Source organism: Prosthecobacter fluviatilis (genome assembly GCF_055388355.1).
Window position 1 is genome coordinate 250121 of sequence record NZ_AP043782.1, and the last position, 25883, is coordinate 276003.

The window sequence follows — 25883 nt, forward strand, 5'->3', positions numbered from 1 at the left end:
AAGTGCCATTCGTGCCTGCCACGCATGGCACACATTGAAGGGAGCGGGTCGAGAAATGAGCGCGGCAGGCCAACGAGTCCTTGGAGCGCCTTCTTTAGCAGAACTCAAAGGACCCTGCAGGAGGCGCAAAAACGAACGCCCCCACGCGCTTAACCAACGGCCATTCACACCTCGCACCTCTTTCTTCACCCACAGATCTGCCCCCCCCCCACTCCCCACGCACCTCCCCACGCCCGCGCATCACTCACCCGCTTCCTTCCCACCACGAAATCCGTCCCCGTTTTGCAACAACCCCCGCTCTGCCGCTGTAGATCTCCCACCATGAACCTCTGGTTGCAGCAGCGCAGCGCTCCGGTGCTCAGTCCCGATCGGCGGCGGCTTTTGAAGTCGATGTCGGCGGGCGTCCTCGGGCTGGGGCTGCCGGAGTGGCTGGCTTTGCAGGCGAGGGCGGGCAATGCGAGCGGCGCCGTGCAGCCCGGGCAGGCGAAGCGCGTGCTCGTCATCTATGAGGAGGGCGGCATCAGCCAGATGGACTCGTTTGATCCGAAACCCGACGCGCTGCTGGATCACCGTTCGCCCTTCAAGCCGATCCCCACGAGCGTGCCGGGCACGCATTTCTCCGAGCTCATGCCGCTCACGGCCAAGCAGGCGCATCGGCTCGCCGTCGTGCGCTCGATGACCTCCGCACCCACGGCGGGGCACAAGGAGTGCTGCCAGGAGTTTTTCAAAGGCTACCGCAACACCAACGCCTTCGACTTTCCCGACATCGGCGCGGTGGTCACGGAGCTCATGGGCACGGAGCGGCCCGAGATGCCGGGCTACATCTTTTGCCCCGGCATCAACATGCCCAATGCCGTCACCAGCACCGGCTTTCTGCCCGCCAGCCGCGCGCCGTGGAAGCTGGGCACCAAGCAGCTCGGCGAAGACCTCAGCGATCCCGCGTGGAAGGTGCGCTCCCTGGAGCTGCAGGCAGGGCTGGGGCGCGAACGGCTGCTCGAGCGCTTCCGCCTGCTGGAGTCGCTCGATGACGGTGCCATTGCGCAATCGACCGCCGGGCAGCTGATGAAGGGGCACACCAAGCATGCGCTGGATCTGCTCACGAGCGATGAAGCGAAGCACGCGTTTGATCTTTCGCGCGAGTCCGCCAAAACACGCGACCGCTACGGGCGCGATCATCGCGGCAGCTGCTACCTGCTCGGGCGGCGGTTGATCGAGTCCGGCGTGCGCTTTGTCACCGTCACGTGCATCCAGCCGCCGGAGCACGTGAAGCGCCCCGGCATCGGCCAGCCGGGCGGTGTGTTCCTCAACTGGGATCATCACGAAGGCATCTACAACAACGGCCCCTGCGGCGGCCCGCAGGGCAGCAGCAATCAGGAGCGCTACGGCCTGCCGCATCCGGTCATGATGCCCAGCCTGGACCGCTCCTTCAGCGCGCTGATCGAAGACATGCACGAGCGCGGCCTGCTGGCCGAAACGCTCGTGTGTTTCGTCACCGAGATGGGCCGCACCCCGCGCATGAACAAGAACGGCGGGCGGGATCACTGGGCGCGTGCCATGTCCATCGCTTTTGCCGGTGCCGGCTGTCCCGGCGGTGCCGTCATCGGCGCCACCGACCGCGAAGGCGGCGATGTGACCGATGCCCTCTACACGCCCTACGACTACGCCGAAACGATCTACCGCAAACTCGGTTTCAGCGAGAACCAGCGCCTCGCAAGGCCCAACGGCGTCGCCGTGCCCCTGTCCGACGGCGGCCGGGCGATCCGTGAGTTGTTTTGAGCGGATGCGGAGTTCGGAAAAACGGGGTCAGTGTGCAAATTATTGACAAAATTACAGCGCCCACACTGCTGCCTCCCTTTTTCCTTTTTACTTACCCCTTTTCACTCTCCCCGCACCACCGCCACCCGCGCCGCGTCGCTGCTCTTCACCTCCGCATCAAACTCCCGCGACAGGCCCTCGCACGCCGCGTTGAAATCCGCCGCGCTCCGGGCCTTGCAGGGGCAGACAAAGATCAGGTGTACGCCCGGATCGCGCCAGGGGTAGAAGGTGCTGCGCACGTAGGCCGCGTAGCTGCCCAGCATCTGGCCCTCCTGCATGAAAAATTCGCGAAACCAGTTCTTCCCGTCCGTCATCACCTGCGGGCAGTCCGCCACCTCCTGCAGCTCCACGCCGCGATATTTCAGGCACACCGCCAGCGTGTGGTGGCGGTCGCGGCTGGCAGAGCTGTAGCACGCCAGCCCGATCTCCTCCGGCTGGCCGCGCAGCCGCACCTCGTAGCAGTGGGGCGAAAGGCACCGGGACACCACACCCGCAGGCGGCTCCCACGACACCCGGCCCAGCGCCAGCACCGTGGACGCCAGAAACGGCAGCGTCAGGCACGCAAAAAATGCCCCCTGCGCCACCCACCCCCAGCGCCCCCAGTTTACCGGCGGCGCAGGTGCAGCAGCTTCCGCAGGCACATGGGCCTCAGCGCCACCCGCAGCCTGCTCAGAGCGCCCATCATAGGTCGTATGGGCCGTATAGGACCTATTCTCTTCACCCAGCGCCTTCTCCTCAGCCTGCGCACCCTCCCCACCCGCCGCCTTCTCCTCAAAATACCACGCCCAGGCCAGCCCTGCGGCTGCCACCGCCCAGGACCACGGCTGCATCACCAGCACCGACTGTGTGCAGGCCACGCAGGCCAGGCCCGGCACGCTCATGGCCCACTCCCGCCGCACCATCAGCGGGCACAGCAGCAGCCACGGCAGCCAGAAAGACTCCATCCCCACCAGCGCGATGCACGCCCCCGCCGCCACCCACGCGGCCAGCAGCCCTGCACCTGCGCGGCTCAGCGTCTCCGCCACGCGGCACTGCGCCAGGCCCGCCACCGCCGCCAGCGTCAGCAGCAGCGCATTCGGCGTGCCCGCCAGCGGCGCCAGCAGCGCCACCACCGCCGCCGCATGCAGCGTCTCCATCAGCCGCGACCCCAGCCGCCGCGCGTCACGCGGCATGATCAGCGTCACAAACGGCACCAGCCAGATGAACCCGATGAAGTAATGCGTCTGCGGGCTCTCCACACCAGGATATGCCAGCGTGCGGTATCCCAGCAGCGTCAGCACCCGCAGCACATTGGCCACCGCCGCCGCCGGCACCATGCCCGCCAGGCACAGCCAGAAGCGCCACGCCCGCGTCTCCTTGCGGTTCACCCACACCGCCAGCGCCAGCAAAATGAGCAGCAGGTTTATCCCCGCGCAGTCCCGCGTCCACGGCACCAGCAGCCTGCCCACTCGCAGCTCCTCGCCGCCGTCCGCCGCCGCGATGCCCAGCCAGTGCAGCACCGCCAGCACCAGAGGCCGGGTGAAATCCACCACCACATCCCGCGACTGCGCCAGGTGCACCGCACCCGCCACCACCGCCGCGGCAAAGGCCGTGCGCACACTTGAAGCTGAAAGTCGGAAATTCATCATGGCAGCGGGCAGGAGCACTTCCTTCTTACTTCTTCCGCTTGCCCCGCATCTGGCGCAGCGCGACCACACCGCCAAAGGCCGCCAGCAGCGTCACCGGCGGAGCCGGCGCACCCGGCGCAGCACCCACTGCGGACAGGCCCGAGGTTGCACCGGAGCCAGCCCCCGCGCCGGTGCCTGACTGATAGCCCAGGCCCGCCGCGGCTGCCATCTGCCCGGCGTACTCCTCCGCCTTCGTGGCAGCCAGCTTCAGCTCGTAGGCACGCCGGGCCGCATCCTCAGCCTTCGCGGACGCCACCTTGACGGCGTCCTCAGCCCTGGAGACCGCCGCCTTGGCGTCGTCCGCCGCCTTCGTCGCCGCGCCCCGGGCGTCCTCGGCCTTCTTCGCATTGTCCGCAGCCTGACCAGCGGCGATCTTCGCCTCATCGGCCTTCTTGGCGTCATCTGCAGCCAGGGCTGCCGCCTCCTTGGCCTCGGTGGCCTTCTTGGCGTCATTTGGGGACTTCTCTGCCGCGGCCCTGGCTTCTTCGGCCTTCTTGGCGTCATCCGCAGCTCTCGACGCAGTTTCCTTGGCGATGTCCGCCGCCTTTGCAGCCGCCTGCTTGGCATCATCCGCAGCTTTTGTGGCGGAGATCCGGTTCTCCTCGGCCTTCCTGGCATCATCCGCCGCCTTTGCAGCCGCCGCCTTGGAGTCATCCACAGCCTTCATCGCCGCGACCCGGCTCTCCTCGCCCTTCTGCGCCTCATCCTCAGCCTTGGCTGCCTCAGCCTTCGCCTCCTCAGCCTTCTTCACCTCTTCAGCCTTTTGCTTGTCATCCGACTCCTTGGACTGCACAGCAGCCTCGGCGGAGTTTTTTAGTGAGGCATTGTCATCCGCGAAGGATGGCAGGCTTGTGGCGATTAGAATGACAGACAGCAGTGTGGGTTTCATAAGGCCTCGATCATCGCTTCAGTAGGCGTTTTGGAAAACCCCCACAGATGCAGGGGGTGCGACGGCGGGTGGCATCGAGCCATTGCCCCCCTTATCAGACGGCCACAGTCTGTATATTGGCAGAGCCTGCAGGGGACATGCAGTCACCCGTGAACATAGCAGTGCCAAGCTAAAAGGGCAGCCTGCGCCGTTTTGTGCTCAGCATGCGCTGCTCGCCTGTTTGAGAGCCGGCCTGCGGAGCCTGTTACCCGCTTGGCCATGTCCGTGCCCCTGCACGCCGACAAAATGGACTTTCACTTGGGGGGGGCTGGGCGGGCAGCCTGTTGCGCGCGCGGCACATAAGCCTGTGGCGGACTGATTTTGTTCGCTATCTCGCAGATCGTTTTCCAGAGTGGTGTCTGGCTTACAGCTCCAAGTTTATAGTCGCCCATCACATTTCTGATGGCATCATCAGACTCAATGGCCTTCACAAAAGTGGGCCGTATCAGGGACGAATTTTCTGATGGCTCGTCACTCGAGCCATCAAAAAACTGTTCGAGTTTTTGGGCGGCCTCCTGCTGCCATTCAGCAACATTGTTGACAATGAGACTTGTGGTCTGAGGCCTGACCGCGGGTTTCCCATTCAGAGGGGGTCTCATTGCATAGGCCAGGAGATCAAACGTACCGTCAAAGCTGCCCGGCTCTGGGGTCATGGTTACAATCAGATCAGTGGCAGCCTGAATGGCGCCGACCATGAACAGATCGTGGGCTCCATGACAGTCCACGATTACTGTAGCGACCGGCTGCACTGCGGTTAACTCAAGCGCAAGTCGTTTGATAAACTGCTCCACTTCCATTTCGTTCGCAGTGAACACCCTGGAGCTGAGAAACATGTCTGGCACGGCTATGCTCGGCATAAACCAGGCGTGTTCACGAAAAATCGCCAGCTGATTTTTACGAACTTCGTCACGCGCTGGTGGATCTTGCTCCATATCATCCGAAGCCACCGCAAATAGTTTTAGCTCAGGCCTGCTGGGAGGCTTTTTTTCGGACTCAGTTTCGGCAGGGTCTTGTGACAGAATAAAGTGCTCAAGCTGTTTCAATACAGTGGTGGTCCCTTTGTGTTCCGGCGACTTGAGCCGGTGTCCGAAGAGAGAAGTGAGGCCTCTGTTTGGCATGTCAAAATCCAGCAGCACTGTGTGCCCCTTGGCGGAAAAATACTCCAGCAAGCCGAGCGCGATGGATGATTTGCCAACGCCTCCTTTGCCGCTGGCCAGGACAATGATTTTTACCGGAGCCTTGCCGGGGGGCAGCAAAGGTGCCGGATGTTTTTCCAGATACTTTTCCCGCCTTTTTTCCAGATACTCATTTAGCTTGGTAAAATCCGGAGGTTCCTTGGCATGGACCAGCTGCTCTGCCAAAGTTATGAGCAGGCGGTCCACTAGCGTCTTGCGTTTGGCATCACGCTGCGATTTTTTTAACCGAGTTCTTTTGTTATCCAACATCACCCTGAACCATCCGTTGCCAAGAGCTCCGGCAAAAATCCCAAAAATCGCAGCGGCGGCGGTGATTATGCTGGTAATGCTTGTCCCCTGTTGTGCTGATTCTGGCGGGTTTGTCCCGGCTTGTCCTGCGGCAGACTCTTTTGAAAGCGAAGCCGGAGGTGCCGCTTGTTGGCAATAGGCTGTCGATCCAAGGATTATGATGACAAAAAGAGTGAGACAAATTTTTAGCAGGTGCATAACGAAAAACAATCCAGGTTTTACAAGTCACTCTCCTGCATGTCAGCATGTCAATTTTAAAATAAGTCAAAAAAGCTAAGTGCATGAATTAAATTGAATGTGCTAAATTATCATCATGGACATTTGCTGCTGGTTTCGACCTTCCATGGCAGCCATTGCAACGACAGCCGGCTCCATGGCTCGTTTTCAAACGGGTTTTAATCACTACACGCGTGCGTCTGGTCACGATAGGCTTCTCAGATTTCAGATTTGGAGAAAGGGGCAGAGCCTGCAAGTCGAGAGGCTGCGCGTGAAAGCCCCCTCATCACTCGCCCCGCAGCTCCACCCATCGTCCCGGCTTCGCCCATCATGGTAGCCCCTGACACAACGTGGCAGGCACCCGGAGGCACCTGCCACGCAAAGTCACGCCGCATTTCGCAGCCCTCTGCCACTCACGCCGTGCGGCGCTTTGCCCGCACCTGGCGCAGCGCCAGCACCCCGGCAAAAGCCGCCAGCAGCGTCACCGGCGGCGCAGGCGCGCCGGGAGCCGCGCCCACCGGGCTCTGTCCCAGGCTCCAGGGCGTCCCCGCCAGCGACTCCTTCGTCGCCTTCGTCGTCGTCGTCCCGCTCACCAGCGCCACCGGCACGCCCGGCAGCGCCCCGTCCACCAGCGGGTTCCACGCCGTCACACGCGTCGTGTAGTTGTCAGACTCAAAGCCCGAGGAGTTGTTGTTCGAGAGCACGATCTTGTCCCACGCCGTCTTCGGATCGCCAAAAAAATTGATGAACGCAAACGGCTCGCCCGCATCCAGAGAGCGGTCTTTGGGATTGCCAAAATACGTGTCCGGCAGCAGGCCCAGCAGGCTCGCCGTCGTAAAGGAGCCCACCAGCTGCGAGCCCTGGTAAAAGTCCAGCTTGTTGTATGGGTCCCCCGCAGACCACCACATGCCAAAGTAGGACGAGCTCTTCTCCAGCGTCAGCGTGCTGCTCAGCACCCCCGTGCCCGCGCCCTGCAGCGAGTACTTGGTGCCGTTGGGGTTTGCCGCGTCCGCCGCGCCGCCGTACACATCCGCACCCTTCACATACAGCTGGTTGAAGCTGCCCACACCACTCCAGGACACATTTTTGTTCACCCCCGTCTTCAGCTGGTCAAACGTGAACACATTCGTGTTGGCCAGCGAGGAGAGGTTCAAGTTTGGATCTTCCGCGTAGGTGACGATGAGCTCCGCCCCCGCAGGCAGCGCCGTGGTGAGAAGCATGATGGAAAGCAAAGTAGATTTCATGAGGCCACCATCCTTGCCCTCCGCATCCCCACTCGAAAACCCCCACAGATGCAGGGGGGCAAAGCAGGGTACGGGAGCCGCCCCTCACACCCCAGCACCCAGCATCCAGCCCCCACTTTTCCCTACCCAAAAACCCGCAGCCACGTTACACTCCGCCCGTGGTACAAACCCACCGCCACAGCCCCATGCCGCACGCAGCGCCCACCGTCGCCTCCAGGGGGGCATGGCAGCGTCATCACCGCGCCCACCTCGCGCTGGTCATGCTCATCGCACTCCTGCTCGGCCACGCCTGCGTCCGCGCCTCAGAGCCCCTCAGCTTTCCCACCCTCACCACCACCCGCGGCGTCACGTACAAGGACGTCAAAGTCACCCGCTTTGACGCCCTCGAGCTCCGCTTCACCCATGCCGCCGGCGCCGCCACCGTCCCCCTCTCAGAGCTCCAGCCCGAGCTCCGCGAGCTCTTCGGCTACGACCCCAAAAACGAATCCCTCCTCCTCAAGGAGCGCCAGCGCCAGCGCACCCAGGACATCATCACCCAGGCCGACCAAAAAGCCCAGGCCGCCGCCCTCCGCGAAAAGGAGGAGGCAGACGCCCAGGAGCTCCAGCGCATCCGCAGCGCCCCCCTGCGCTGCTACATCCGCAGCGTCCGCCGCAGCGAAGACGCCCTGCTCGTCGACGTCCTCCCCACCGACAAGCTCCCCGTCCGGCTCACCTCCAGGCGCGGCAAATACGAGCGCTACAAGCTCACCCCGCAGGGCAAGCCCGAGCTCGTCGAGCAGCCCGTCCCGGATCAGACCTTCACCCTCGGCCCCACCCTGCGCCTCCTGCCCGCCAGCCTCCCCGTGAGTGCAGACACCATCGTCACCGTCTATCTCATCGCCACCGGCATCGGCCCGGAGCCCCTCTGCGCCCTCAGCCCCGAAGGCGCCCTGGAATACCGCAAAAAAATCGAAGCCGCCCGCAAGTCCGAGCCCCCCGCCACGCCGCAAACAACGCCACCACCTTCCGCACCACCGCCCGCCCCCGGTCAGCCTTGAGGCTGGTTGACTGCAAAGTAGCTTCGTTGCGCCGCAACGGGGACACAGTCTGAGTCTTCATCGCAAAGTAGAATGGCACATGGTCGTTCTTTTCCGAATTGGCTGGCGTCTTCACATCGACATGCTTGCATATGGTGAATGACTTAAATTAGATCAATATTGAAAGAAAAAAGCTCGCTCTCCTGATAAACAGTCATCGCTTTCCCCGGTTACAATTACAGCCATGATCGTCCCCTCACATTTGAATCAATGGGCAGATGCGATGAAGACGTCCCCTGAGACTTCGCAAATTCTTCAGAATCTTCAAGACGAGGCGTGCATAGATCCAGCAACTGAAGAGGAGTTTTGGCGACGAGTTGAAAGTGCAGGGACTCCAACCGACTCCTCTGCTGCTTGGAAAGCTGCACGAAATTCCATCTGGCAGTCTCCCAGCCTCAATCGAAAGAGAAATCTGGTGGCTGCTGGTCATTTTGACAGATTGGTGCGTTTCACTCTCCCTACGAAACTGCCAGACATGTTCCCAGCTTTGGATCTCGCCTCTACCGGGCTGACACGAGCCGCTTTGGACTCCGCCACCAGCACTCAGATTCAGGAGCTTCTCGATGAGGCTGCCACGAGTGCCTCGGTTGATTTTCAACTTTTAGTCTGGGTGACAGAGCAGTCTCCAGCGTTGGATGCGGTCAGGGCCACGGCTTCAGATTTGATGGATCGATTAGGGCTGAAAGCTCATTACGCACAAATCACGGGAGGTGGCTGCTGCGTGGAAATTCAATACGATCGATCGTCACTTCCTTCTACGGTGTCGCTGCATGTGCCCAGCGCCTTGGATGGCATTGACAATGACCAGTTTCGGCCCCGAAATCCTTGCAGCGTGGCCTTTGGTGCTACGGAGCCTTTGACCTCAGGTTCAGGTCCGGGATTTCCGGAAGCCGTTCATGAGAGTTGCAGCGTAATGAATTTTGACGTTAAACTGCTGAGTCCATGACACATCCTTCCGATACACTTCGTTCCGTGGTGGCTGCCAAGCCAGCTGAGGAGCTAAACATCTGGGTGCAGCAGCGCCTTGATGGAGAGGATGGCATGCCGCTTCTCTACCAAGGCAAGGAGATTGAGCGTCCCCACGAGGCAGTGGCGGCCGTTTTCGGCCTGAATCAGGATGTTCTCACACCAGCGAAAAGAAACGGTGTGATCGAAGCTTTGAAAAATGTGCGTCGCGCTATCCAGGAGGAGTGGGTGGAAGGTATCGTCATCCCTCAACACACGGAAAAAGCGAAATATTGGGCGGAGATCATCAGCGCAGTAAAACCAGAAGAGTTGCGTAAAGATGCCCGAATGCTCTTGGAGGCATGTCTAATGGCCCCTGTTCTGGCGCATTCTGCGTTGCCAGAAATTGCTGCGGCCGCTACCGGTTATTCTGAAACAGGCGAACCTGACCTTGTGCTGTGGAACAAACTCCTTGGAAAAGCTCAGACCGCTGCGCTGGCATTTCGTCGGCTGCTGGAGATTGAATCTTTCACGACAATGTCCAGGCATTGGCTTGAGCTGCTAAAAAGAAGGCTGCAAGACAAGTGGCCCACCAACATTCGTTTGCTCACAGCCGCTCTGCTCTCCAAGGAGCCATCGAATACGGCGGCCATTGAACAGTTGGCAACTCTGGTCATTCAAGCAGGGCTTGGTAAGCAGGCTGTCAAAGAGTTGGAGCTTTCCAAAAATGAAAGCGTCAAGGATTTGGTGCTTAATCTTGAAGCTATTTTAAATTGCAAGGTTTTGGTTTATGATGAGGATCTGCAATTGATGCAGGGGATGATGTTTATTGCAGATTGGTGGTGTAGTCATGCATATTATCAGCCCGCAGTACCTTCGGAGGATTCTATCTCTACCATAATTAGACCTGAGCGGCGTCAAACTAGAAAAATGACGAGAGATGACAAAGTTTACAATAACCTGTCTGGCCATACCCATCACTACGAAAACAGTGGGATTATGTTACATTCGCGTGAGGCATATCGTGCCACTGCATTGAATGACATTAAACTTCCAATCAATCCACCATCAAGGCGGCGACCTGGCGCACAATTTGATGTGTTAAATCAGCGGTCCAAAATGGTTAATTTTTAATAATGAGCGCTATTTCACCGGAAGTTCGCAAGGAAGTCTTTAAGGTTCTTGGTATCAAGGATGAGCAACAGCTTCAGCTGGTTGCTCAGGTGGCTAAAGACGCTGCTGTCACGAGCGAGGAGATCCTCGGTAAAGTGCCTTCTCAGATGCTCATTATTGCGCACCTTGTCGAGGCATCAAATTACATGGTTTTGATGAAACGAGAGATTCCTCTCCCTCTGAGTGATGAGCTTATCGAAGCTATTCATCAAATCTACAGGGATGAAATCGGTTCATTGACCTCGCTGCCCGCTTTTTACGAGGCTCGTAAAAATTTGAGGCAGTTGATCGAGGCTGATGGAAAAAATGACAGTGATGCTGTTGTCTCAGTAGGGGAGGTGTCATTCACTCCATTCTTGATGGGAAAAAAGCCGCCGTATCTTCCGGTGGTCAAAGTAACCATTAATAATGACCAAAACCGTGCCTTGTGGTCCGATATGCTCCACTGGCCTGATATGATGTTTGTTTCCCGTGCGCTTCTCGAGCAAGTTTCAGAGCATGTGAAGGATTCCCAGGAATTGCAGGAAAAAGGAATGCTTGTTCAAATGGATCAGGCACGTATCAAAGGCACATTGGACAAGTTTAGGTCTATTGTGGACAGACTTGAAAAGACGCTGCTAAAACCTGAAATGTAAAAAGCCGGTACGGGTGCTGCCGTACCACGAGCATCATAATATCTACAGCCGCTGTAAAGCGATCTGCTATCGCTTCGGAAAGTAGAAACCTGGGGTGGATTTGAGGTGCCAGGACTTCGTGCGGCGAAGCTCTGGAGGAGGGGGGCATCCTGGTCCCTCAGCTCCGCAAAGTCCGCCCTTTTTTAGGATCCGCACGCTTCATCCCAAAGGGCGGCCCTGTTTCCAACTGCATATGGTATAACATCCGCATCCTCGGGCACAGCCGCAGGGAGAACGGATGTCTTGCTTGACCCTACCCCAGAAACCCCACCACCTCCCGCGCCACCCACTCCGCATGCGTCTGCGCCAGGTCATGCCCGGCCTCCGGCATCACACAGAGCCGCGCATCGGGCAGCAGGTCGCGCAGGCGCTCGCCCACGGCCACGGGGCTGATCTCATCGCGCCCGCCCCACAGCAGCAGCGTCGGCACCTGAAGCGTGCGGATTTTCTCCGACAAATCCTCCACCGGCTCCGCGATCCATGACGCCGCCTGCGGGAAGGCCGCGAAGTACTCCGGCCGCCAGTCCGCCCCGCCCAGACCCGCCACCGGCACCCCGCCGGAGGTCACCGCCAGCACCAGACGCCGCACACGGTCCGGCGCCGCCAGCGCCACCTTCAGCGCCACCACACCGCCCATCGACTGCGCCACCAGATCCACCGGCGGCGCGTTCATCCGCTCCAGCACACGCTGCACCAGATCATCCATCCCACGCACCCCCGGCTCCGCAGGCTCGGCGCCCAGACCCGGCCACGCAAAGAACACCCCCTCCAGCCGCGCCAGCTCCGCCACCGGCCTCCAGAAAGCCGCACTGCCACCCGCACCCGGAAGAAAAAAAGTCTGTGCCCCGCCGCTCATCATTCCCCATATCCTAAGCAGGCTGCCGCGCCCCCGCAAACACCACTGCAAAAGAAGCCACCCAGCGCACTTCGTTTCAGCCTGCGGGCCACAGGTCCGGGGCACCTCCACACCCGCCTGCACAAAGCAGGCAGGGCAGGGGAGCCGCCTACGTACGCACCCCCAATCCCAGCCGAGATTGTAAGAATCCCGCTTGCCAATCGCGGCCCCGCTCGCTCATTCTGCCCTGCGCCGTTCGCATGGAAGCCCCCCGCACGCATGTCCGCCAGCCCCTACACACCCGCCCCCCTCGACACCGCCAATGTCGTGCTCACAGACCAGCTCACGGGGCTCAATGAGCAGCTCGCGAAAAACATCCATGAAATCTGGGCCCAGGAGCGCATCGCCCAGGGCTGGACGTACGGCCCCCAGCGCGACGACGCCAAAAAGGAGCACCCCTGCCTCGTCCCCTACGAGCAGCTCCCCGACTCCGAAAAGGAGTTCGACCGCCACACCGCCGTCGGCACCCTCAAGACCATCCTGAAGCTCGGCCACCGCATCGAGCCCGGAGACGGCCAGTTCACCATCGAAGGCACCCAGGCCCTCGCCGCCTGGGACGACTACCTCAGCCAGTGCGCCACCGACGCCCGCAGCGGCGGCCCCCGCTCCTGGACCTTTGACATGGACGACCAGCCCGAGATCGACTGGCTCGAAAAGCACCCTCCCCAGATCCAGCGCGCCCGGGCCGCCCTCCAGGAGTTTCAGGCCACCGTCTTCCCCGCCTGGCAGAAAGAAGACGCCGCCGCCCTCAAAAAGCAAAAGTGGCACCGCCGCACCGCCGCCATCGCCATCTGGCCCGGCATCGCCGGCATCGTCTTCGCCATCATCCAGCTCACCTACCGCAGCGACACCATGCTGCTCGGCCTCATGGAGACCTTCTCCGTCACCGTCGCCGCGCTCGCCGTCCTCGGCGGCTTCTACTTCCATCTCCACCACGGCTGGCTCGCCCACCGCCAGTGCGCCGAGCGCCTCCGCATCCTCAAATTCACCGCCCTCTCCTGGCCCGAGCTCTGGTCAGACTTCCCCGCCTGGCAGAGCCGCCTCGCAGCCGAAGTCCGCGCCCTCACCACCATCGACACCAAGTCCGCCCACCACTGGGCCCAGGAAAAAGAGACCCTCCACCCCGAGCTCCCCGGAGCCGTCACCTGTGCCGTCCCCCCCCCGGACCTCCAGGCCATCTCCATCTACTACCGCATCAAGCGCCTCGAATTCCAGCGCCACTACTTCGAGCACCAGTCCAGCAAAGCCCACAGCCGTTCCTGGATCGTGGACTTCAAAGTCGGCCTCTGGATCTTCGCCCTCAGCGTCGTCATCGTCCTCATTCACGGCATGCACACCGTCTGGCACGCGCTGTTTCACGGCATCCTCAGCGGCAGCGCCGGCCATGGCGGGCACGCCATGGAGGCCGCCCACACCGCCGCCGGCGGCACCGTCTTGGATGTCGCCCATGCCACCAGCACCGCGCCCGCCGCCAATACCCTCACCCTCGAGATCCTCGGCATCGCCCTCGCCGCCGTGCTCCCCGTCATTGGTTTCGGTTTCCGCGCCTGGCTCGCCGCCTTTGAGGCCCCGCGCAGCCGCAATCTCTTCCGCGCCAAAGCCCTCGCCATCGGCGACTACATCACCCGCGGCAAAGCCGGCGCCTTCAGCGTGAACCAGACCCTCGCCCACATCGCCTACAGCGAGCACTTCTTCAACAACGAGCACCGCGAATGGTGTCGCCTCCAGATGGAAGCCGAGTGGTTTGTGTGAGGCCCCACGTGCCACACCAACTCTTCCGCGATGCCGGATGGCAGATGGCAGATGGTAGATGGTAGATGGTAGATGGTAGATGGTAGATGGTAGATGGTAGATGGTAGGTCCGCCCCGCAAGCTCGCCTCCCCATATGGACTGCGGTCGCGGAGCGAAGAATGAGCGCAGCTACCGCTTTGGCCGTGCTCGGTGACTCCGCCTACCAGCACACACCCGAGTGCGGCAGCCAGTGGCACCCTCGCCAGCCCCAGCTCCCACGCCCGCTGTGAACCCCTCGAAAGCGGTAGCTCAGATTCAGGCTTGCGCCGTGCATCTGCGCGATACGCTCACCCTACGGGCAGCCTGCGGCTGTCTATCTTCGCTGCGCTTCGGTTCCAAAAGCACCCCGCAAGCACGCCCCCATTTGGACTGCGGTCGCGAAGGGAGGAACGACCGCAGCTACCGCTTTGGTCGTGCTCGGTGACTCACGCCCACCCACCCACACCCGAGTGCGGCCCCCCGGGTCCCTCGCCGCTCCTGCACACAGCCCCCATCACCACGCCCATCACTTCCCCCGCAGCCGCTCAAACAGCCCCCGCACCACCTCCGGCTGCTGCGCCACCGCCTGAAACTCCCGCGACTCCGTCAGCCGCAGGCCGGCCAGGTTCTCCGCGATCTCCGCCAGCACCGCAAACTCCTCCGCTTGCGCGTGGTGGCGCAGCATCCCGTCCGCCGTCGCGTTCACATCATCCATGTACAGCCGCCCCTCATACGGCTGGTCATCGCCCCCGTCGTCCGCGTACATCCGGCGGTCCGTCATCGGCACCCCCGTCGCGGTGTCCCATACCATGAGATAGCTCAGCATGGCATTCGGTGGCTCCCAGTGCTGGCTCCGCGTCAGCAGCCGCTTGCCGGACGCAGACAGCAGCATCGACTCCACCGCATCCGGCTGCCCGCCCTGCGCAAAGAACAGCTTCTCATCCATCAGCGCGCTCAGCGGCGCCCCCGTGCTGGCTGAAAGCACCCGGTAGCTGAAGTCCGCAAAGCCCACCGTCAGCGCCTTCTCGTCCGGCCCCGGCGTGATGTCCGCGATCTCTTTGCCCACGTCCACCGGCGGCGCACTGCCCCGCAGCGTCAGCAGGCTGCCCGCCCCCTTGGCCAGCAGGCGGCTCTTGTAGGAGGCGTCCACCCCGTAGCACGCCACGCTCTTGTCCGCATGCGTCACACGCACACTCAGCGGCACCGGCTGCACCCGCGGACTCGAAAACACCCCCATCTGCTCCTCCATAATCCCATCCGGAATGGTGAACTGCACCTTCGCCCCCTTCTTTGCCGCGATCACGCTCTCCTCCGGCTTCGACTCCCCCGCCTCATACTCAGGCACCTCCGGCATCTTCAGCCCCAGGTCCAGGTTGGGGATCTTCACCAGACGCATCTGCCTGCCGCCCTCCACCACCACCTCCACCGCGCCATCCGCATCCACATACACCGCCTCCACCTTTCCCCCCGCGTTCAGAGTGCCCGCCTGCACGCCGCGCGCGCCGTCTCCGGCCCGCGTCAGATTGATCCGCCCGTCCTCGGAGCCGGACACCAGCAGCTCCGCATCCCCGTCCTTGTACTCCCCATCTTTCACCAGCGTCGCCGCCCACACCGCGTAGTGGTGCGGCACCAGCGCCTCCTTGTAGGAGGTGGCCTCGCCCTCGGCGGAAACCGTCAGATCCATCCAGTACACATCCCCGCGGGAGCTCCCCGCCAGCAGCGCCCCGTTCTTCTCATCCCCGCGCGCCCGGCTCCGCGTGAAGGACACATGCGTAAAGCTCGCGCTCTGCACATGGGAGCCCTCCCCCGTGGCCTCCAGCGTGTCCCCCACCTGCTTGCCAGACGGCACATGAAACACCTGCAGAAACTCCGGCTCCCGCCAGCGCTGCACACACACCGCCACGTACAGGCCGTCCGGAGAAAAGTCGATGCGGGAGACGTGCTCGCTCCGGGTCATCGCCTCAAACTTCGGCTCGATCCACGGCGTCAGCGCCTTCCCCTTCGCATCCCACACCCGGAAATAGCAGGGCGATCCCATGGACGTGTCCTCATCCCCCCACACCGCCGCCGTCATGCCCTCCGGCCCCGCCGCCGTCATCAGCACCTTCATCTCCACCCCCTCCAGCGGCGGACCCTTGATACCAGAAGCTGGCACCTCCGCAGGCTCCGCCACCGCAGGCCGTTTCCTGTCAGACGGCACCAGCACCCACAGCGGCCGCTGCTGGATGAAGGTCAGGATGCGGTCCGCGCAGTTTTGGTTCCCATACTCCCGCGCGCCCCGCGCCAGGTAGGCCAGCGCCTCCCCCGTCGTCTCATGATTCGTCAGCCGGTTCGTCCCCTCATAAAACGAGTAAATCCCCAGCGTGTCAGACAGCTCATGCGCCTTTGCCGTCGCCCGGCCCCGCATCTCCCACGCGATCCATCCCGCGCCCGCCGCCAGCACCGCCAGCACCCCAAACACCACCGCCGCCGTCATGATGATCTTCTGCCGCCGCTTCGCCTTCGCCAGTTGGAAGGCCTTGTCCCGCTGCGTCAGCTCCCCCAGCGGCAGGCCAAGAGCGCCCGCGATCACCTTGAGCTTCGCCAGTTCCAGCCGCTCCCCAAACTCCTGCACCGCATCATTGATCTGCCGCGCCGTCAGCTTCCCCTCCTTCACCAGCTGCTCACGGTAAGCCGCCGCCGTCGTCCAGCCCTGCACGCAGTGCCCGCCCGGCCGCACATCCGCCGCTATCGGCTCCGTCCGCGCATTCCAGTCGATCTTCCGCGCATCCCCGTCCACCGGCACGCCAAACCGCAGCGGATAAGGAAAGCACTCCGCCTCCGCGCCAAAGCTCGCCACCTTCCCCGGATCATCACTCGCGTTCGGCTCCCCGTCCAGCATCAGCGCCAGCATGCGGTCACTCTTGCCCAGCTCTTTGAAATACCGGATCTCATCCTCCACAAAGCGCGACTGCACCGCCCGTGGCGAGCACAGCACCACCAGCAGCCCGCTGTTCTCCAGCGCCCGCCGGATGTTCGTGCTCAGATCCGCATCCGCTGGCAGCTCCGCCTCATCCCGAAACACCGGGTAGAGCGACGCCGGAACTGGATCGCCCCGCAGACTCGTTTTCCCGATCAAGTCGGGCGGAACCTCATAGCTCTCCAGCGCCTCATGCAGCCAGTTCGCCCACTTGCGCCCCATCTCCAGATTGTCCGCATGCCGGTAGGAAATGAAGACCGCGTACTGTCGCGGGGAAGTGGTGGAAGCAGGGTTCGAGTTCATCTCAGCCATCCCCGCCTTTCAACCGCCCCACCTCAATTTTCAACGTCACAGTTAAAGGAAAAGAGCAGGGGCGAATCAGGGCTTGCCTGGGGGGTTGGGCGTCGGAACCGGCGGAACTGGCAGCAGTGCAGGCTTGCCGGACCGCCCGAGCGGCATGGGCTCCACCAGGGGAACGGGCACAAACGAATCGCCCTCCTTCACTTTCACCTTTTCGAGCGCTCGCGGTTTGCTTTGGGCAGGGGGAGACATCGTTTCAGCTTTCTTCGGCAGCGTCTCCGCACCCACCGGAATGAGCGAAACGGAAGCCCTGCTCTTCGCCAGCGCCTGCTTGGAGAGATCTGCGTAGCCGAGTTTCTTCAGCATCTCAGACGCACGCCGGCACGTCGGCTCGTCCGGCGGCAGATGCCTCACGGAAAACTCCACCGCCGCACGCCGAATGCTGTCCTGCGCTTTGCTGCCGCCTTCATAGACGACGAGTCCGGGAGCCATCGCGATGAAGGCCAGCGGATGCCGTGGCTGGATTTCGTCAATCAAGAGCACGTTTCGCTGGATTGGGCTGGAGATGATCTCGTCAAACATCTCGTCCAGCCTCCGCGCATCCCCGGGGCGCACCGTCCGCTCCGCGTGGGAGGAGAGATGCCAGCGCGCCAGCTGAGCCAGTCTGGAGGAGTCCATTCCGATCGCGGAGAGCACCTCCGCACGCAGCTTCGCCCAGGATGGCTGTGTCAGCACCTCCATGGCCCCGTCCGGGGTAAATTCCCTGCTGGCCATGCATTCGAGAAAGGACGGCCACCACGGCGGCAGCACTTCTGGCATCTGCGGCATGTCCCACACAGTACCAGTTCCATTGGCGTGAACAATGATCAGCCGCGAGCCATCCTTGCTGAAAGCCATGCTCGCGGGGTTTAGGCCGGTCCTTCCGAAACTACCCACCTGCAACCCCGTGGCGGCATCCCACAGCCGCACACTGCGGTCAAACCCCAGCGTCACGATGAACTTTCCTTCCTCGGAGAAAAGGGCCTGGATCAGCACCAGATGATCAGCCCGCAGAGTGGACACCACAGATTTGCTCGCAAGGTCCATCACCTGCACTGATTTCGCATGAGCAATCAGCAGCCGTGAACCGTCTGTGCTGAATTCGGCGAGGGTCTCCGCGTCCTCGGATTTGAATTCCGCCGCCAGCTCTCCCCTTTGCATATCCCAAACGCTCACCACACCATCATCCGTCACCGTCAGCAGCTGCCGGTGCTCGCGGTCAAACTCCAGCTGAGTGATCTCCCCCCCCGTGCTGTCCAGTGTCCACAGTGCCTTCCGCTTCACGGCGTCCCACACCGTGATGGAGTAATCAGGATTCGGATTCCGCTCACGGTGCGCAGTGGCAAAAACGGCTCCATCCCGGCTGAAGACCAGAAACCGCGCCGCCTGCATGGGGGTTTCCACAATCGCCGTGGGCGGTGATCCATCCACCCACACGTTGAGCAGTTCAGTCCTCATTTCACTGCTCCGCTCCCGGGCGACGAGGATGGACTTCCCGTCCGGTGCCCACGTCGCACGGTTGAGTGCGGTGCCCTCCAGCAGCATGCGCACAGGCTTGCAGGTGCCAGCATCCCAGAGTCGCAGCTTGTTGCGGCTGGAATAAGTCGCGAACTGTTTTCCATCAGGGCTCCAGTCCGCCCACAAAAAAAACTCGCTGTAGTCTTGCTCCCACAGGTCGGTTTCAAACAGGTTTACAAAGTGTCGGATCATCCCGGATGCTGTCTCCCAGAGGACCAGCGCGCCTTTTTCATGTACCGTGAGACCCATCGTTCCATCGTGATTGAGAGAGAAGTCCACACCGCCTCGCATCGATTCCGTCCGGTCCAGAGCCGAGCGTTCGCGGGCGTAAAAGTGGCAGCGTGTCGGCTCCCACAGCATTACCGAGCCATTGCCTCCCGCCGTGATGAAGTGCGAGCCATCGCGGCTGAATTTTGCGGCGAGAACCGGCGAACCATGCGCCTCGCAGGCTGTCTGTCTTTGCATCCCCCGTATGGAAAACGAGCCGTCGCTCAGCATGGCCCTGCCATCCGTGGAATGGCTCAGCACCACGCGGCCCAGGTCAGGAGAGGGAATCGCGTCCAGCACACGGTCGGTGTGCTGTGGAAGGGTCAGTTCAAGCTGGCCCTTTTCACCGTTCCAAATGCGCAGGGTGTTGTCTCCGCTGGCAGTAGCCACCGGATAGGTGGCGCCGCTGATGAGAAAGTGCGCTCTGTGAACAATGTCCTCATGGCCTGCCAGGGTCGAGATCAGCTTCCCGTCCTTGGCATTCCAGACCTTCGCCGTCCTGTCTCTGGAAGCTGTGACCATGCGTGCTCCATCCGCGCTGAACTCAATGCTGGTGATGGCGTTCTGCATGGTTGCCTCCCGCAGAAATTCCCCGTTCGCCGCATTCCAGTGTTTGATCGAGCCGTCTGCGTCACCCGTAACGATCGTCTTGCCATCCGGGCTGAAGACTACGTAGTACACGGCCGGTCCTCCGTTCAGCAGCATGCGGCCCTGCAAATTTGGGCGGATGAGATAGGGCAGCTCCAGGCCGGGCCCTTCGCCGGGCTGACCGCGGCGTGCCAGCTCGATCCCCTTTGACTGCCGGTTCAAAAACAAGATGGCGGTGCCATCCTTGGACGCGGTGGCGATGTGTTTTCCATCCGGACTGAAGCACACCTCGGTGATGTCCCCAAAGTGGGCCGAGAACTCCGTCGTGCTCCTGCCAGTGGCGATGTCCCACACCGCCACGATGTTCCTCGCGCCACAGGTCAGCAGCTCCCTCCCGTCAGGGGAGAGCACGGCTCTGCTCAGTTCCTCCTCTTCCACACGGAATTCAGCCAGCAGTTTGCCATCCGTGGCGCTCCACCTCCTCACCAGGCCTGCGCTGTCCACCGTCAGGATCTCCGTGTCGTGGTTGAAAAAGAACAGTGCTTTGATGAATCCACCGTCCGCCTGGATCGTCAGCGCCGGCTGCGCCACATGCCAGTCCTGCAGCGCCAGCATCGCCGTGGATATCGGCAGGATGAACTCCGGATCATACCGGTGGGCCCGTGCCAGATGGGCGAAGGCCTCGCTCTGCCGGTCTCTTTCCAGCAGCTTCACCGCCTCCACCCAGTCTGAGCGCGCCGCCTCCCGGAGCTGCGCCCGCACCTTCTCCGCCTGCTTCTGTGCCTCGGCCGCATTCTTGTTGGCTTTTTCCTCATTCGCCTGCGCCTGCGCGGCATTCTGGCTTGCCTTCTCCGCATTCGCGCGCGCCTCCGCCGCATTTTTGCTTGCCTTCTCCGCATTCGCCCGTGCCTCACTCGCATGCTTTTCAGACTCGACGCCCCGGGCCACGGCCAGGCCTTCCTGCTCCTTGGCAAGCAGGGCATTGCGCTGCGCCTCCGCGAGGTTGTCCACCGCCTCCTTGCCATTGATGTATGCCAGCACGCCCGCGCAGCAAGCCACCAGCGTGAGCACACCCACCACCTCCAGCCAGCGCCGCAGCACGCGGGATTGCCGCCGCGTTTCCCGCTGGATGTGGTCCCCCAGCGCCGTGCGCTCCAGCCGCAGCAGGTAAGAAATGAGTGAGACAAAGCCCTGCTCCCACGCATCCTGCTCCGCCGTGGTCGCATCAGGCACCATTGTCGGCAGATTGCGGTCTGTCAGCGTGCCCCCCAGCGCCCGCAGCGCCGGGCACAGCGCCGCATCAGCGCCGGTGCTCGTGACGTTTCCGCTGACGATGACCGGCACCACCACGCTGGCATCGCCCGCATGCGTCTCCAGAAAGTGCGCCACCTCCATGTCCACCGGGTCGGATGCCGCCGAGTTCGGCGAGCACAGCACAATCAGATAGCGCGACTCCTCCAGCGCATGGCGGATGTTGTTCCAGTAATGCTCGTCAGTGACTTCGAGATTGGTCTTGTCGCGATAGATCGGGCGGACGTAGCGCTCATGCGGCGGACGTCGGTCTTCCGGCACGAGTTTCACGGGAAAGCGGAACCACTCCAGACGGTTCTGCAGCCACGCAGCCACCTTGCTGTCCTTCCGGCTGTAGCTGATGAAGGCGAAGTATTTGTACGTCGTCATTTCGGTTGACAAAAAATTTGGGTGGGTTGCCGCTTCATCATCACACAGACCGCAGGCAGGTGGGACGGGGGGAGCGCGTGCACTCTCAGGGCGTGGGCGGTGGGTGTCCTCATCTCAGCCATCCCCGCCTTTCAACCGCCCCACCTCAATTTTCAACGTCACAGTTAAAGGAAAAGAGCAGGGGGGGAGGATCGTGAAAACCTTGGACAATTTCCTGCGGCGCAGATTAAAACGTCCTGCACCAACGTTTTGACGCCTCATCAGGCTGGCTGGCAGCCGTCTGCCAGCTGTCACAGCATGCCCTTAAACGGACTTCTCAAAATATGAACTCCCTCCCACCCGTCCCCGTCATGCTCCGCCGCTGTGGTCCGCTGCTGGATTCGGTCCGCTTTGCCGTCACCTTCCTCAAATGGAGCACCGCTCTCGCCGTCGTGGGCTTTGCCCTGCCCATCCTGCTGGCACGGCAGCAGATGGAGCCCTCCGATCTCCGAGACGCCAGCATCTTTGTTGCCGTACTGGTCATGCTGCAGCTCATGGGCTCCGCCTCCTACTGGCTCCTCATGAGCGAAAGCGGAGGCAAAAAAGACCTCTGCCTCTTCCTGCGTGCCTTTCGTTCAGACGCCTCCTCGGACCAGCTGCGTGCCTGGCTCAAAGCCGCCATGGGCCCCGACTGGCATCTCGGCGGCATACGCCCGCCCGCAGAGCGCACATCCCTGTGGGTCACACTCCTCAGCCCCCTCTTCACCGGCCTGAAGTACCTCGGCTCACGCCAGTTTGAGATGGTCGCCCCGGACCACAACTGGATGGCCCGCCTCCTCGCCTCCTTTGCCCAGACACGCATGGTCTTCATCGACATCCGTGACGTCACCCCCCATGTGCTCGATGAGATCCGCCTCGCCTGGCAGGTCTTCGGCCCGCAGCGCACCCTCTTCATCATTGACACCACCCGGAGCCCCGAAGCGTGGAAAGACACGCTGCACCAGCAGCTCGGGGCAGACCGCACCCAGTTCCGGCTGCTCATCTGGCAGGCAGATGCCGCCACCTTTGTCCCGCAGGTGCAGTTTCTCCTGGCCCAGATCCCCTCGGGCACAGCCTCGGTCACACCAGAGGCCCTCGCCTTTGTGCATGGCAAAGTGGGCCCTGAAAACTGGGATGTGCGCCCCATCGACCGCGCCTGGGTGCAGGCCCTGCTGCAGCAGCTCGTTCTCGCCGCAGGCGGCGGCCTGTTGTACCTCATCCATCCCTGGGCACGCATGCTCGGCTTTGGGCTGCTCGGCCTGGAGGCACTGCATCTTTACCGCGTCGCCTGGTGCCGCGCCCGCCGGCAGCGGCTCGATGCCCTCGCGGTCAATCCCGCAGGCCCGCCCTCTGCAAAGCGCCTCTGGGGCTCGCTCGCGCTCATGCTCACCATCCTCGCCTCCCCCATTCTGTTCATGATCGTCGCCACCATCATGATGGTCGCCTCCGCCGGTGAAAACATCGCCAGGGCCAGGATCACCAAGGCAGAGGCGGCCATGTCGCAGATCGGAATGGCGCTCACGATGTATCAGGCCAGGGGCGGGCAGCCCCCCACCACAGAGCAGGGGCTCGACGCCCTCTTGTTCAGACCCTCCTTCGCGCCCGTTCCGCGCTACTGGACTAAATTGCTCGAAGAGCTGCCCATGGACCCCTGGTCACACCCCTACCGCTACGAGTCCCCGGCCCGCCGCTCCACCACCGACCCCTACGACCTCTGGAGCACCGGCCCCGACGGCATCGACGGCACCGCCGACGACATCGGCAACTTCAACGCGCAGTAGCTCCCGGCAGCCAGCCTGCGCCGCACGCTCACGCATCCCGCACGGCAGGCGGCGCGGGCGTCAGCGCAGGCGGATCACCCGCAGGTCTGTCCCGTCCAGGGTCACCAGCAACCGCCGGCTTTTGTCCGCCCGGAGGTAGCACACCCAGGGGTCTTCATTCGCCTCCGTGGCTATCTCCGAGAGCACACCCCGGCCCGTGCGCGTGTCCCAGAAGTTCAGATTTCCCGCCGAGCCCAGCGAGATCAGCCGCCGGTCCTCATCCGCAAAGCACACGCCCGACACGTGAAAGTCAGACGCCTTCAGCTTGTGCAGCACCGCGCCGTCGCTCAGCCGGAAGATCCACAGCTCCCCAAACGCAAAGCCCGCCGCCAGCATCGTCGAGTCCTGGCTCACCGCCATGGAGAAGGCCATCCCCGGATTCCGCACCGTGGACGGCAGCGCCAGCTTCAGCACCGAGTGCTGCGACCGCCGCAAAACACGAATGTCCGCATAGTCCAGGTTCACCACCAGATGCTCACCGTCCGGACTCATCACCGCCCCGTGCGGCGGCGCACCCTCGATCTCCGCATACTCGCGGATCATCGCGCCGCTGGTCGCATCAAAAAACGCAGGATGCCCGCCCCGCGAAACACAGGAGGCAGTGCCCTCATCCGCCGAAAGACACAAAAAGCCGCTCCCGTCGATCACCCGCACCGGAGTGCGTCCCTCCGCGCCAAAACGAAACACCCCCGCCTTTGCCCCGTCGCACGCCGCCCAAAATCCCCCCGTGCCATTCCCGGCCTGCACCGCCTTCACCCCCGCGCACGGCACCGTCGTGCAGCGCCCGCTCATCACATCGCACACCGTCACCGTCCCGTGCTCGTCATCACACAGCACCGCACGCGCACCGTCCTGCGAGAGATCCAGCGAGCCCGTCTGCATGTCGCACGCATCCTTTGGCAGCGCGATGGCCTCATCGTTCCGCACCGCCTCCACCGGCCACATCAGCGCCAGGCCGTCATCTCCCCCCGTCAGCAGCCGCCGGCCATCGGGGGAAAACGCCACCGCATTGATCACGGTCTCATGCGTCCAGATCGTCCCCAGGCGCTCCCCGCCCGGCAGCTTCACCACCTCCACGCGGCCGCCGCCCTTGTCGTACCCAAACAAATCCCCCGCCTGGGAAAACGCCATCGCGTCGTTCGTCCGGGTTGTGGAAATGGTATTTTGCACCAGCACCTGGCCTTTATCCACATTCAGCAGCGCCAGTTTTCCCGGGCCCAGGCTGAAGGCGGCAAAGTCCCCCTTCGGACTCAGCGCCGAAACCCCGTAGGCCCCCGCCACCTCCAGGCTCCGCCCCCCGTCGGCGCCCGGGCCGTCCTGCACGAAAAACTTTCCCTCAGCCCCCTGCGCCGCCGCCACCACGACTCTGTCCGCCCCTGCCGCCAGCCATGCCCGGCCCGCCAGCGGCTTGCTCTTCAGCTTCAGCGCTGCGGATTCTTCCTCCACCATCACCAGCTCAGAAGCCTCCCCGCCACGCACCATCAGCCAGCGCCCACGCGCCCCGCCAAAGGAGAGCTCCCGCACCTTGAAGCCCGGGCGCCGCGAGACCACCGCCGCGTCCGCGCCATCCGCCGCAGCCACATGCACCTCATCCTCCGTGGCCCAGGCCAGGAGCCGGCCATCCGCGCTCAGCACCAGGCTCATCAGCCTCGTCTCCTCCGGCAGGTCCAGCGCGATCCGCCGCAGCACCCGGCGCGTCGCCACCTCATGCAGCACCACCGCCGCAGGCTTGGCCAAAGTCAGCACCCGGGCGCAGGCCGCATCCGCCGCAAAGCCCGGCCCCGCCTCCGCAGACAGCAGCGCAGCCTCCTTGTACCGGTTCTTTTTCGTCCACAGCAGCACACCATCGTCGCGGCTTTCGGTGATCACGTTCTCACACCCGGCATCCCCCGCCACCCTCTGGCACCACCACGCATGCTCCAGCCGCAGCTCCGTACGCGGCACCTGCCCGGCCACCCTACGCCATTCCGCAAACCGCAGCCCCTCCGGGCACGCATCCAGCTGGCTGCGCGCCCGCCCCGCCAGCCCCTGCAGCAGCGAGCTCCCAGCGGACGACACCAGCGTCTCAGACAGCAGCACCAGCGCCTTCTGCTCATTCGCCAGCGCCATGCTCCGCTGCTTCAGCGCCACCACCCCCGCACCCACCGCGCACACCGCCAGCACCCCCACCGCCACCAGCCAGCGGCGCAGCACCGCCGCCTGCCGCCGCGTCTCACGCTGGATGTGGTCCCCCACCGCCGTGCGCTCCAGCCGCAGCAGGTAGGCGATCAGCGACACAAAGCCATCCTCCCACGCCGCCTGCTCCGTGCCCGCCGCATCCGCCACCATCGTCGGCAGATTGCGGTCCGTCAGCGTGCCCCCCAGCGCCCGCAGCGCCGGGCACAGCGCCCCATCCGCGCCCGCGCTCATCACATTCCCGCTCACGATCACCGGCGCCAGCAGGCTCGTGTCCCCGCCATGCGTTTCCAAAAAATGCCTCACCTCCATGTCCACCGGCTCAGACCCCGCCGCATGCGGCGAGCACAGCACGATGAGGTAGCGCGACTCCTCCAGCGCCCACCGGATGTTTTTCCAGTAATGCTCATCCGTCACCTCCAGGTTCGTCTTGTCCCGGTAGATCGGCCGCACATAGCGCTCATGCGGCGGCCTCCGCTCCACCGGCACCAGCTTCACCGGAAAGCGAAACCACTCCAGCCGCTTCTGCAGCCACGCCGCCACCCGGCTGTCCCTCCGGCTGTAGCTGATGAAGGCAAAGTACTGGCAGCTCATCGTGTCGGCAGGCATTGATTGAAATGGGTTTGTCCGT

14 protein-coding genes and 1 pseudogene are annotated in these 25883 nt (G+C 62.9%); 7 read left to right on the forward strand and 8 right to left on the reverse strand.

Translation table 11 applies throughout. The features are described from left to right. The first annotated feature begins 321 nt into the window (after positions 1 to 321). On the forward strand, positions 322 to 1776 hold the full coding sequence (locus ACZ5WW_RS00975) for a DUF1501 domain-containing protein (RefSeq protein ID WP_377170320.1): 1455 nt from the start codon (positions 322 to 324) through the stop codon (positions 1774 to 1776). A gap of 101 nt (positions 1777 to 1877) precedes the next feature. Here ACZ5WW_RS00975 and ACZ5WW_RS00980 read toward each other — a convergent pair whose 3' ends face one another. The 4 genes from ACZ5WW_RS00980 to ACZ5WW_RS00995 all read right to left on the reverse strand — a co-directional run bounded on the left by ACZ5WW_RS00980 (position 1878) and on the right by ACZ5WW_RS00995 (position 7354). Continuing rightward, complete coding sequence (locus tag ACZ5WW_RS00980) at positions 1878 to 3443, reverse strand: exosortase/archaeosortase family protein (protein ID WP_377170318.1); 1566 nt, start codon at positions 3441 to 3443, stop codon at positions 1878 to 1880. A 25-nt stretch (positions 3444 to 3468) separates the two neighbouring features. After that, positions 3469 to 4371 carry a PGAP-CTERM sorting domain-containing protein gene (locus tag ACZ5WW_RS00985; RefSeq protein ID WP_377170316.1) on the reverse strand — a complete coding sequence of 301 codons (903 nt, stop codon included), beginning with the start codon at positions 4369 to 4371 and terminating at the stop codon, positions 3469 to 3471. A 293-nt stretch (positions 4372 to 4664) separates the two neighbouring features. Then, entirely contained in the window at positions 4665 to 6092 is a 1428-nt protein-coding gene (locus ACZ5WW_RS00990) for a ParA family protein (RefSeq protein ID WP_377170314.1), read from the reverse strand. A gap of 431 nt (positions 6093 to 6523) precedes the next feature. Beyond that, positions 6524 to 7354 (reverse strand): Npun_F0296 family exosortase-dependent surface protein, encoded by an 831-nt coding sequence (locus tag ACZ5WW_RS00995; RefSeq protein WP_377170311.1) that lies wholly within the window; start codon positions 7352 to 7354, stop codon positions 6524 to 6526. A gap of 185 nt (positions 7355 to 7539) precedes the next feature. On the opposite strand from ACZ5WW_RS00995, the gene ACZ5WW_RS01000 reads away from it, so the two are divergent. The 4 genes from ACZ5WW_RS01000 to ACZ5WW_RS01015 all read left to right on the forward strand — a co-directional run bounded on the left by ACZ5WW_RS01000 (position 7540) and on the right by ACZ5WW_RS01015 (position 11183). After that, positions 7540 to 8391 carry a hypothetical protein gene (locus tag ACZ5WW_RS01000; protein WP_377170309.1) on the forward strand — a complete coding sequence of 284 codons (852 nt, stop codon included), beginning with the start codon at positions 7540 to 7542 and terminating at the stop codon, positions 8389 to 8391. A 223-nt stretch (positions 8392 to 8614) separates the two neighbouring features. Further along, positions 8615 to 9376, forward strand: coding sequence for a hypothetical protein (locus ACZ5WW_RS01005; protein WP_377170306.1), 762 nt, complete (start codon positions 8615 to 8617; stop codon positions 9374 to 9376). Next, positions 9373 to 10509 (forward strand): hypothetical protein, encoded by a 1137-nt coding sequence (locus ACZ5WW_RS01010; protein ID WP_377170304.1) that lies wholly within the window; start codon positions 9373 to 9375, stop codon positions 10507 to 10509. Before ACZ5WW_RS01005 ends, ACZ5WW_RS01010 begins: the two co-directional genes overlap by 4 nt. A gap of 2 nt (positions 10510 to 10511) precedes the next feature. After that, a complete protein-coding gene (locus ACZ5WW_RS01015) occupies positions 10512 to 11183 on the forward strand; it encodes a hypothetical protein (protein ID WP_377170302.1) in 672 nt (223 codons plus the stop codon). Between the two features lie 292 nt (positions 11184 to 11475). On the opposite strand, the gene ACZ5WW_RS01020 is transcribed toward ACZ5WW_RS01015, so the two are convergent. Beyond that, a complete protein-coding gene (locus ACZ5WW_RS01020) occupies positions 11476 to 12081 on the reverse strand; it encodes an alpha/beta fold hydrolase (protein WP_377170300.1) in 606 nt (201 codons plus the stop codon). A gap of 255 nt (positions 12082 to 12336) precedes the next feature. Between ACZ5WW_RS01020 and ACZ5WW_RS01025 the strand changes: the two are divergent. Further along, positions 12337 to 12618, forward strand: a pseudogene (locus ACZ5WW_RS01025) (RyR domain-containing protein); the annotation flags it as partial. Positions 12619 to 14414: 1796 nt separating this feature from the next. On the opposite strand, the gene ACZ5WW_RS01030 reads toward ACZ5WW_RS01025, so the two are convergent. Together ACZ5WW_RS01030 and ACZ5WW_RS01035 are read right to left on the reverse strand one after the other, a co-directional pair. After that, complete coding sequence (locus ACZ5WW_RS01030) at positions 14415 to 17150, reverse strand: TIR domain-containing protein (RefSeq protein WP_377170297.1); 2736 nt, start codon at positions 17148 to 17150, stop codon at positions 14415 to 14417. A gap of 75 nt (positions 17151 to 17225) precedes the next feature. Then, complete coding sequence (locus ACZ5WW_RS01035) at positions 17226 to 21239, reverse strand: toll/interleukin-1 receptor domain-containing protein (protein WP_377170295.1); 4014 nt, start codon at positions 21237 to 21239, stop codon at positions 17226 to 17228. A 323-nt stretch (positions 21240 to 21562) separates the two neighbouring features. Here ACZ5WW_RS01035 and ACZ5WW_RS01040 point away from each other — a divergent pair, with 323 nt between their 5' ends. Next, positions 21563 to 23038 (forward strand): type II secretion system protein GspG, encoded by a 1476-nt coding sequence (locus ACZ5WW_RS01040; protein ID WP_377170293.1) that lies wholly within the window; start codon positions 21563 to 21565, stop codon positions 23036 to 23038. A gap of 60 nt (positions 23039 to 23098) precedes the next feature. Here ACZ5WW_RS01040 and ACZ5WW_RS01045 read toward each other — a convergent pair whose 3' ends face one another. Next, on the reverse strand, positions 23099 to 25861 hold the full coding sequence (locus tag ACZ5WW_RS01045; protein ID WP_377170291.1) for a toll/interleukin-1 receptor domain-containing protein: 2763 nt from the start codon (positions 25859 to 25861) through the stop codon (positions 23099 to 23101). Positions 25862 to 25883 lie beyond the last annotated feature (22 nt).